Origin of the sequence: Rheinheimera sp., assembly GCF_036568245.1 — a bacterium.
Lineage (GTDB): Bacteria > Pseudomonadota > Gammaproteobacteria > Enterobacterales > Alteromonadaceae > Alishewanella.
In genome coordinates, this window is record NZ_DATCSY010000236.1 from 1 (window position 1) to 8039 (window position 8039).

General features: G+C 50.3%; 7 protein-coding genes. 3 read left to right on the plus strand and 4 right to left on the minus strand.

Features of this window, described 5'->3' with window-relative positions; genetic code table 11:
- Nucleotides 1-25: 25 nt before the first annotated feature.
- From VIN66_RS10840 to tal, 3 genes are all read right to left on the minus strand, one after another.
- Nucleotides 26-199 carry a DUF3545 family protein gene (locus VIN66_RS10840; protein ID WP_331924010.1) on the minus strand — a complete coding sequence of 58 codons (174 nt, stop codon included), beginning with the start codon at nucleotides 197-199 and terminating at the stop codon, nucleotides 26-28.
- 113 nt (nucleotides 200-312) lie between these two features.
- On the minus strand, nucleotides 313-1932 hold the full coding sequence (gene pgi / locus VIN66_RS10845) for a glucose-6-phosphate isomerase (protein ID WP_331924011.1): 1620 nt from the start codon (nucleotides 1930-1932) through the stop codon (nucleotides 313-315).
- Between the two features lie 25 nt (nucleotides 1933-1957).
- Nucleotides 1958-2908 (minus strand): transaldolase, encoded by a 951-nt coding sequence (gene tal, locus VIN66_RS10850; RefSeq protein WP_331924012.1) that lies wholly within the window; start codon nucleotides 2906-2908, stop codon nucleotides 1958-1960.
- A gap of 204 nt (nucleotides 2909-3112) precedes the next feature.
- Here tal and VIN66_RS10855 point away from each other — a divergent pair, with 204 nt between their 5' ends.
- From VIN66_RS10855 to VIN66_RS10865, 3 genes are all read left to right on the plus strand, one after another.
- Entirely contained in the window at nucleotides 3113-4729 is a 1617-nt protein-coding gene (locus VIN66_RS10855; protein ID WP_331924013.1) for a tetratricopeptide repeat protein, read from the plus strand.
- Nucleotides 4730-4755: 26 nt separating this feature from the next.
- Nucleotides 4756-5532, plus strand: coding sequence for a peroxide stress protein YaaA (yaaA, locus tag VIN66_RS10860; RefSeq protein WP_331924014.1), 777 nt, complete (start codon nucleotides 4756-4758; stop codon nucleotides 5530-5532).
- Nucleotides 5533-5604: 72 nt separating this feature from the next.
- A complete protein-coding gene (locus VIN66_RS10865; protein WP_331924015.1) occupies nucleotides 5605-6903 on the plus strand; it encodes an inosine/guanosine kinase in 1299 nt (432 codons plus the stop codon).
- 3 nt (nucleotides 6904-6906) lie between these two features.
- Here the strand turns inward: VIN66_RS10865 and VIN66_RS10870 are convergent.
- The coding region (locus VIN66_RS10870) for an FMN-binding glutamate synthase family protein (protein ID WP_331924016.1) at nucleotides 6907-8039 on the minus strand (1133 nt) is incomplete at its 5' end.

The window sequence follows — 8039 nt, forward strand, 5'->3', positions numbered from 1 at the left end:
CCCGCTTATCACAGCGGGCGTTGTTCTATAATTCGATATCGGTCAGTTCTGGTTCAATAGTCCAGTCGATGTCGCTGAGCTCTTTTTTCAAGCGCTGCCGCTCTTTCAACTGTTCTATTTCGCGCCATTTACGTTTTACCGCACGGGGTTTAGCGGCAGGACGTTCCAACATATTCAGTAAGTCTTCGAAGCTTTCCATAGTTTGGCCTCTCTGATAGTTGTTGTTGTTATTTTCAACAAATGATTTACCACACTTTGCCTGAAAATAAAACAACTAAGTGACCATACGATGACAAAATTGCTTTTACTGAATTATTTTTGTTGTGAAAATACCTTAATCAGTGCCCGCGTAGAGCTATCGAGTTTATCTGCTGCCGCGCCTGACAAAGCTTGATATATCGGGCCTGACAGTTGTTTACCCAACTCCACACCCCACTGGTCAAAAGAGTTAATGTTCCACAGCACGCCCTGGCAGAATACTTTGTGCTCATACATGGCGATCAAGGCACCGAGATAATAGGGCGACAGTTCCGGTAACAATAAGGTGTTACTAGGCTTATTGCCCGGTGAAACTTTATGCGGCGCCAGTGCAGTAGCCTCAGCGCTGCTCATTCCTGCTGCCAGACATTCCTCGGTGGCTTCATCAAGTGTTTTGCCTTGCATTAATGCCTGGGTCTGTGCAAAGCAGTGCGCTGCCAAGCGCTGATGCTGATCGCTCAGTTTATGCGCAGGTTTAACCGGCAGAATAAAATCAGCCGGCACGGCCAGTGCACTTTGGTGTAGCAACTGATGATAAGCATGTTGACCATTAGTGCCGGCATCACCCCAAATCACCGGTGCTGTGGCTTCTGTTACCGCAACGCCGTTGACATCAACGCTCTTGCCGTTAGATTCCATATCCAGCTGCTGCACATAAGAGGGCAGTAAGCGCAAATAATGGCTGTATGGCAACAGCGCCTGAGCCTGGCAACCAAAACCATTGATATACCAAATACCCAGCAGTGCCAATATTAACGGCAAATTGTCACTGAACGGCGCTTCAGTAAAATGGGTATCCATGGCTTCTGCACCTTTTAACAGCTCGGCGAAGTGTGCGTTGCCTATCATCAGCGCGACCGGAAAACCAATTGCAGACCATAACGAGTAGCGGCCGCCAACCCAGTCCCACATCGGCAAAATATTTTGCTCAACGATACCAAACTCTGCCGCTGCGCTGATGTTTGACGAGGTTGCCCAGAAATGCCGGGCGATAGCTGCACTGTCAGCACCGTGGTCTTTAAACCATTGCCGGATCGCCAGCGCATTTTGCTTGGTTTCTTCAGTGCCAAAAGATTTGGATGCCACAAAGACCAGTGTTGTTGCAGGGTCCAGCCCTTTAACAATATCGGATACCACTGCACCGTCGATGTTGCCGGCAAAATGTAAACGAACCGGACTACAGTGGTAAGGGGTCAGTGCTTCAACTGCCATCTGCGGCCCCAGCAGCGAGCCGCCGATCCCTACCCAAATCAGATCAGTAATGGTTTTGCCGGTGTAACCGAGGTATTCACCGTTATGTAACTGGCTGACCAGCGCTGTCATCCGCTTGCGGCAATCATGAATGGCATCGCCAATGTTCTCACCATCAAGCATCAGGCCGGATACATCTGTTTTACGCAGCATCATATGCCAGACACTGCGCTGCTCGGTGTTATTTATTTTCTCGCCAGCTAGCATGGCGCTAAGCACCGGTTTAATCCGGCTCTGTGCAGCCAGCTGCTGTAATGCCTGCCAGCTCTGACGGTTGATCAGGTTTTTCGAGTAGTCCAGCGTGATGCCACAAGCCTGAGTACTAAATTGCTCAGCCCGCGTCGGATCTTCAGCAAAGGCCTGACGTAACGAGCCTTGTTGTGCTGCCAACGCTTTTAATCCGGGCCATGACGAAACGGACATACTCTAATCCCCTGTAATGTTGTAGTTAAAGTGCTTGTTGAATAACCTGCTCCAGCTTACGCTGATCGATTGCAAACTTGCGGATGCCTTCAGACAGTTTTTCTGTCGCCATCGCATCTTCATTCAGAGCCCAGCGGAACTCGCTTTCAGTCAGCGCTGCCGGTGCTGTTGTTGTCGCCCCTTCGTCGCGTAAATGCACTGTCAGTTCACCTTGTTGCTGACTCAACTCGGCCAGTAACGCCGGGCTGATCGTTAAGCGATCGCAACCCGCCAGCGCCAGTACTTCACCGGTGTTGCGAAAGCTGGCTCCCATCACAACCGTTTTATAGCCGTGTTGTTTGTAGAAACGGTAGATCTCGCGCACTGACAATACACCTGGGTCTGTGTCGGCAGTGTAGTCTTTGCCAGTGCTGGCTTTATACCAATCGAGAATGCGGCCGACGAAAGGTGAAATCAGGTATGCACCGGCTTCGGCACAGGCTCTGGCCTGGGCCATGTGGAATAATAACGTCAGGTTACACTGAATACCTTGCTGCTCCAGCACCCGGGCCGCCTGAATGCCTTCCCAGGTAGACGCAATTTTGATCAGGATACGTTCGGTTGCAACGCCGTTCTCTTTGTACAGAGCAATAAGCTGCAGCGCTTTATTAACCGTAGCGTCAGTGTCGAATGACAGGCGGGCATCCACTTCGGTTGATACGCGGCCAGGTACCAGCTTGGCAATGGCGGTACCAATGTCGACAGCAAATTTGTCAGAGGCCAGGCTAAGCTGCTCTGCACTGTCACTGGTTTTGCTTTTGGCGTAAGCAATGGCGCTGCTCAGGATCGGTTTGGCAAACTCCAGCTGGCTGGCGTTTAGCAGCAGGCTGGGATTGGTGGTTGCATCTACCGGGCGGAACTGCTCGATGGCAGTCAGATCTCCGCTGTCCACAACGACTGTGGTCACGGCTTTCAGTTGGCTAAGTAAGTCGCTCATATTGTTTTATTACCGTATTTTTGATCACATTCTAGTGATTCAACCTTTAATAAGCAATTAATGTAGGAATATTACAACAGCTTGCAGTGGTTAAGAGAAATATAACCCTGATAGCCTTGTATACACAAAGTAAGTTACTATAGCGTTTGTTGTGCCGGACAGCTCCGGCGTTATGTCATTAATGTAAATTAGCACAGGATCTCGATGATCTTTCAAGCCAGTTTTTATAAAAGCAAAAAACTTCTGCTAATCGAAGACTGCGAGCCGGTACGTGCCTCTATTAAGGGTATGTTGCAGCAAATTGGTTTCGACAATATTACCACGGTTGCTGATGCTACACAGGCTATGCCACTGGCAAAAAAAGATAGCTTTGATTTTATTCTGGCCGATTTTGACCTCGGTAGCGGTAAAGATGCGCTACAGTTTTTTACCGATCTGAGTCAGCAAGCAATTTTGCGGGTAGGCTGCTGTTTTATACTGATGAGTGCAGAGCCCCGGCGCATGCCTGTTCTGGGGCTTTTGCAAGGTGCGCCTGATGCATTTATTCTCAAACCTTTTTCTTATGTAGAACTGGAGAAACGGCTGGCTAAAGCCTGGAATAACCGGGTAAAACTGCGAAAAGCATATCAGGCTTTACAGCAACAGGACTACAAAACTGCCCAGTTGGAACTTGATCCGGTAATTAACGCCGTTAATTCTTCATCCCTGCCTGCATTGCGTCTGATGGCTGAGGTGTTAATGGCCGATCACAGCTACAGCGCTGCGTTGAAACTGTATGAACAGGTTTCACAGCAGCGGGAGTTCAGCTGGGCTATGCTGGGCCAGGCTGTCGCCCTGTTGCAGCTAGAGGAACATAAAGCAGCCGAATCCCGCTTGTTAGCATTAGTTGAGCAAGACGATGCCCGGCCAGAAGCGCTGGAATGGCTATGCTGCCTTTATCTGCGTCAGGCTAACCTGGAGCAGGCGGGCCAGCAGCTGGCTGAGCTGATGAAACTGGCCAGTATCAGTTTGGTTGCTCACAAGGCGAATGGCTGCATTATGTTATTAAATGGCCAGCAGGATGGCAGCAGTAAATATTGGCAAAAGCAGATCCAGCAGTACCGGTTTTCGGCCTTTGACCAGGCCGATTATTATTTTGCACTGACCCGGATTCAGTTAGAACAAGCACAGCGCGCGCCAAGACAAGAGTTTTCTGCCCGGCTGAAGAAAGCCAGTGATACGCTGGCGTTAATGCCGCAGAAACTCGTCAACGAAGGTACTGAAGCCGAACTGACAGTGCTGCGCGCTATGCTCAGCCTGTTGCAGGGCAATATTGCTGAAGCACAACAGCAGCTTGAGCAGGTACTGACAGACTACAATCCTGCAGATCCCGAGTCGATTGTGGATATCGCCAGGTTGGCATTCGCACTGGGTGATATGAAACAGGCTGACGCCTGTTTGGCTAAGTTAAAAGATTTTAAGCCGGCTAAAGCCGATTTAACCGGCGAATGCCAACGTTTAACCGCACAATATCTATTGCAACAAGAGCAGCAACTGCGTGGCCAAATCAGGCAGTGGAATCAGGCCGGAATGGAGCAGGCCCAGGCTGGCGACAACGGCCAGGCACTGACATTACTGCGCCAGGCTTTTGTCTTCATGCCCTGCAATGCTGGGCTGGTATTGAATCTGTTGCAAACGCTTACGCAGCTGCCAGCAGATAAAGCGTTAAAGCCGCTGGCGAAATCTGCGATGACTGCACTGGAATTCAGCACCAAGTCAGTTGCGAACCAGCAGCGGCTGGCACAGTTACTGCCACAATTACCCGAATTGTATCTCGATTAAATTTTCACACCGGAACGGACTTTTTTATGTTGTTGTTAGTGTCGCCTGCGAAAGATCTTGATTTTCAGCCTCTGGCAAAGCCAGTAAATGTTACTCAGCCCGCTATGCTGGCGCAGAGCCAGCAACTGGCAGATATTTGCAAAGGGTTAACGCCGGCAGATTTATCCTCGTTAATGCACATCAGTGATAAGCTGGCGGGCTTAAATGCTGCACGTTTTGCCCAGTGGCAACTGCCTTTTACCGAGCAAAATGCTAAAGCCGCATTGTTTGCTTTTAACGGTGATGTGTATCAGGGCCTGGATGCCGGTAGCTTAACGGACGACGATATCCATTTCGCCCAGCAACATTTACGCATTTTAAGTGGTCTGTATGGTGTATTGCGTCCGCTTGATCTGATGCAGCCTTACCGGCTGGAAATGGGCACTAAATTGGCAAACCCGCATGGCAAAGATTTATATGCCTTCTGGCAAAACAGCATTACCGAACAGTTAAACCAGCAGCTGAGTGAGTTGCAGACTGATATCGTCGTCAATCTGGCGTCGCAAGAGTATTTTAAAGCGGTTAAACCTAAGCTGCTGCAGGGCCGGTTGATATCACCTGTGTTTAAAGATTTTAAAAATGGCCAGTACAAAATTATTAGCTTCTTTGCGAAAAAAGCCCGGGGCCTGATGGCGCGCTATATCATCGAACAGCGCCTTAGCACAGCAGAGCAAATAAAAGGCTTTGATTTAGCAGGATATCAATATAGCGCTGAACAATCGTCCGCGAATGAACCGGTATTTTTGCGCCACAGCACTGAATAAGCACTGCGCCAGCGCCGGCTTTTTTGTTACAATGCGCGCTTTGCTTCTTCCGGCATAACAGCGGTATTACAGATGAAATTTCCCGGCCTGCGTAAGATTAAACATTATTTTCCGGTATCCCAGCCAAAACCACAGCTGCCCAGTTTTGAAGTGCGGCCAGAGCTGGATACCTATATTGTCGGCCTGGATCAAACTATTGTTGATGTGGTGGCCAGTGTCAGCGATGAGTTTCTGAATAAATACGCTATCCGTAAAGGTTTATCTAACCTGGTCGAGCACGGCAAAGCCAATTTGATCTATCAGGAGCTGGTGGCGCAGCAGGCTATTTCTGATCATTTCGCCGGTGGTACTATCGGTAACACTATTCACAACTACTCGGTACTGGCCGATGATAAGTCGGTACTGCTTGGCGTGATGTCAGCAAATATCGCGCTTGGCTCGCCAGCTTATCATTATGTCTGTCATACCAGCTCGAAGGTGGATATGAACCACCTGCAAGGCGTTTCCGGTGATATTGGTCGTGGTATTACCATGATTACACCTGATGGCGAGCGCACCTTTGTTATCGACCCCAGTGATATGGACGAGCTGAGCCACGAGTATATTCCGACAGACATTATCGCCGGCGCTGCTGCTTTTGTAGTTAGCGCTTATCCACTACGCGCAGTGGGTAAACCTATTCAGCAGGCAATGTTAAAAGCGCTGGAAGATGCCAAAACGCATAACGTGCCGGTGGTAATGAGCCTGGGCACACGGCATCTGGTCGAGGAAAACCGCGAACAAATCCTGGCGACGATTAAGCAGTACGTCAATGTGCTGGCGATGAATGAGCTGGAAGCTGAAGCGTTAACCGGCTTTGCCGATCCGCTAAAAGCGGCCGAGGCGATACTGGATCATACTGACATGGTATTGATCACCGCCGGGCCGGAAGGTTTGTATCTGTGTGGCCATACCGATGACAGCGTCAAGCGCGAAAGCAGCAATCCGATAAAGTCAGCCAGTCTGGCCGATTTTAACCAGTATGAGTTTAGCCGTCCGATGTTACACGCTCACTGCGAACAGCCCCTGAAAGTTTACTCGCATATCGACCCGTATTTAGGTGGCCCGGAGCGGATTAAAAACACTAATGGCGCGGGTGATGGGGCGCTGTCGGCCATTTTGCATGATATGGCGGCGAATCATTTTCACAAGCAGGTGCAACCGTTATCAGGTAAACACGAGCAACCCTACCTGGCGTATTCGTCTTTTGCCCAGATCTGTAAATACGCTAACCGTGTCAGCTATGAAATACTGGTGCAGAACGCGCCCCGGTTATCCAAAGGCTTGCCAGAGCGTGAGGACAGCCTGGAAGAGGCGTACTGGGAGCGCTGAGTTTTATTGCTCCAGCACTTTCAGCCCCAGTCCGGTGTCGGCTACGTAGCGTTTAGGGGCAAAGCTGTCTGCACTGGCTTCGTGCAATGCCTGAGTAAATTTAACCGGGCTTTTGCCATTTAGCAGACAGCCCGGCTCCAGCTCGGTGTAAATTTCATCAAAGCGACGTACTTCGGTTTCACTGACACGGCGAAAAATATGTGAGCGGTTCAGCTCCGACGTATGTTTAAGGCCGGCACTGGCGATAATCTCCATACAGGCACGTACGGTTTCCTGATGAAAGCGGGCAACCCGGCTGGCTTTATCCGGTACCACTAAGCCACGGGTTAGTGCCGGGTTTTGTGTAGCAACACCGGTCGGGCAGCGATTAGTATTGCATACCAGAGACTGTACGCAGCCCAGTGCCATCATCATGCCGCGCGCGCTGTTACAGATGTCGGCACCCAAAGCCAGATTTTTTACCAGATGAAAGCCGGTGAACACCTTACCACTGGCGATTACTTTAACCTGTTGCTTCAAACCAAAACCGGTCAGCACATCACAGACAAATGCCAGCGCTTCACGCAGGGGCATGCCGACAGAATTGGAAAACTCCAGCGGTGCAGCGCCAGTGCCGCCTTCACCACCATCGACGGTGATAAAGTCAGGCGCGAGGCCAGTTTCAACCATGGCTTTGCAGACTGCAACAAATTCACTGGCGCGGCCAATTGCCAGCTTGATACCGACAGGTTTGCCACCGGACAGCTCACGCAGTTGCTGAATAAACTGCATCATCTCCAAGGGCGTGCCAAAAGCGCTGTGCGCCGGCGGTGAGTCAACCCGGGTGCCAGGCTGCACCAGCCTGATGCGGGCAATTTCAGCGGTGTTTTTATCGGCGGGCAAAATGCCGCCATGGCCGGGTTTGGCACCCTGGGACAATTTAATCTCGATCATTTTAATCGACGGCTTTGTAGCTACACGCTCAAAGGATGCGGCGTCAAAGTTGCCTTGTTCGTCGCGACAACCAAAATAGCCGGTACCAATTTGCCATACCAGGTCTCCGCCGTATTGCAGGTGATAATCGCTGACACTGCCTTCGCCGGTATTATGATAAAAACCACCGAGTGCTGCGCCCTTATTCAGAGCCAAAATAGCAT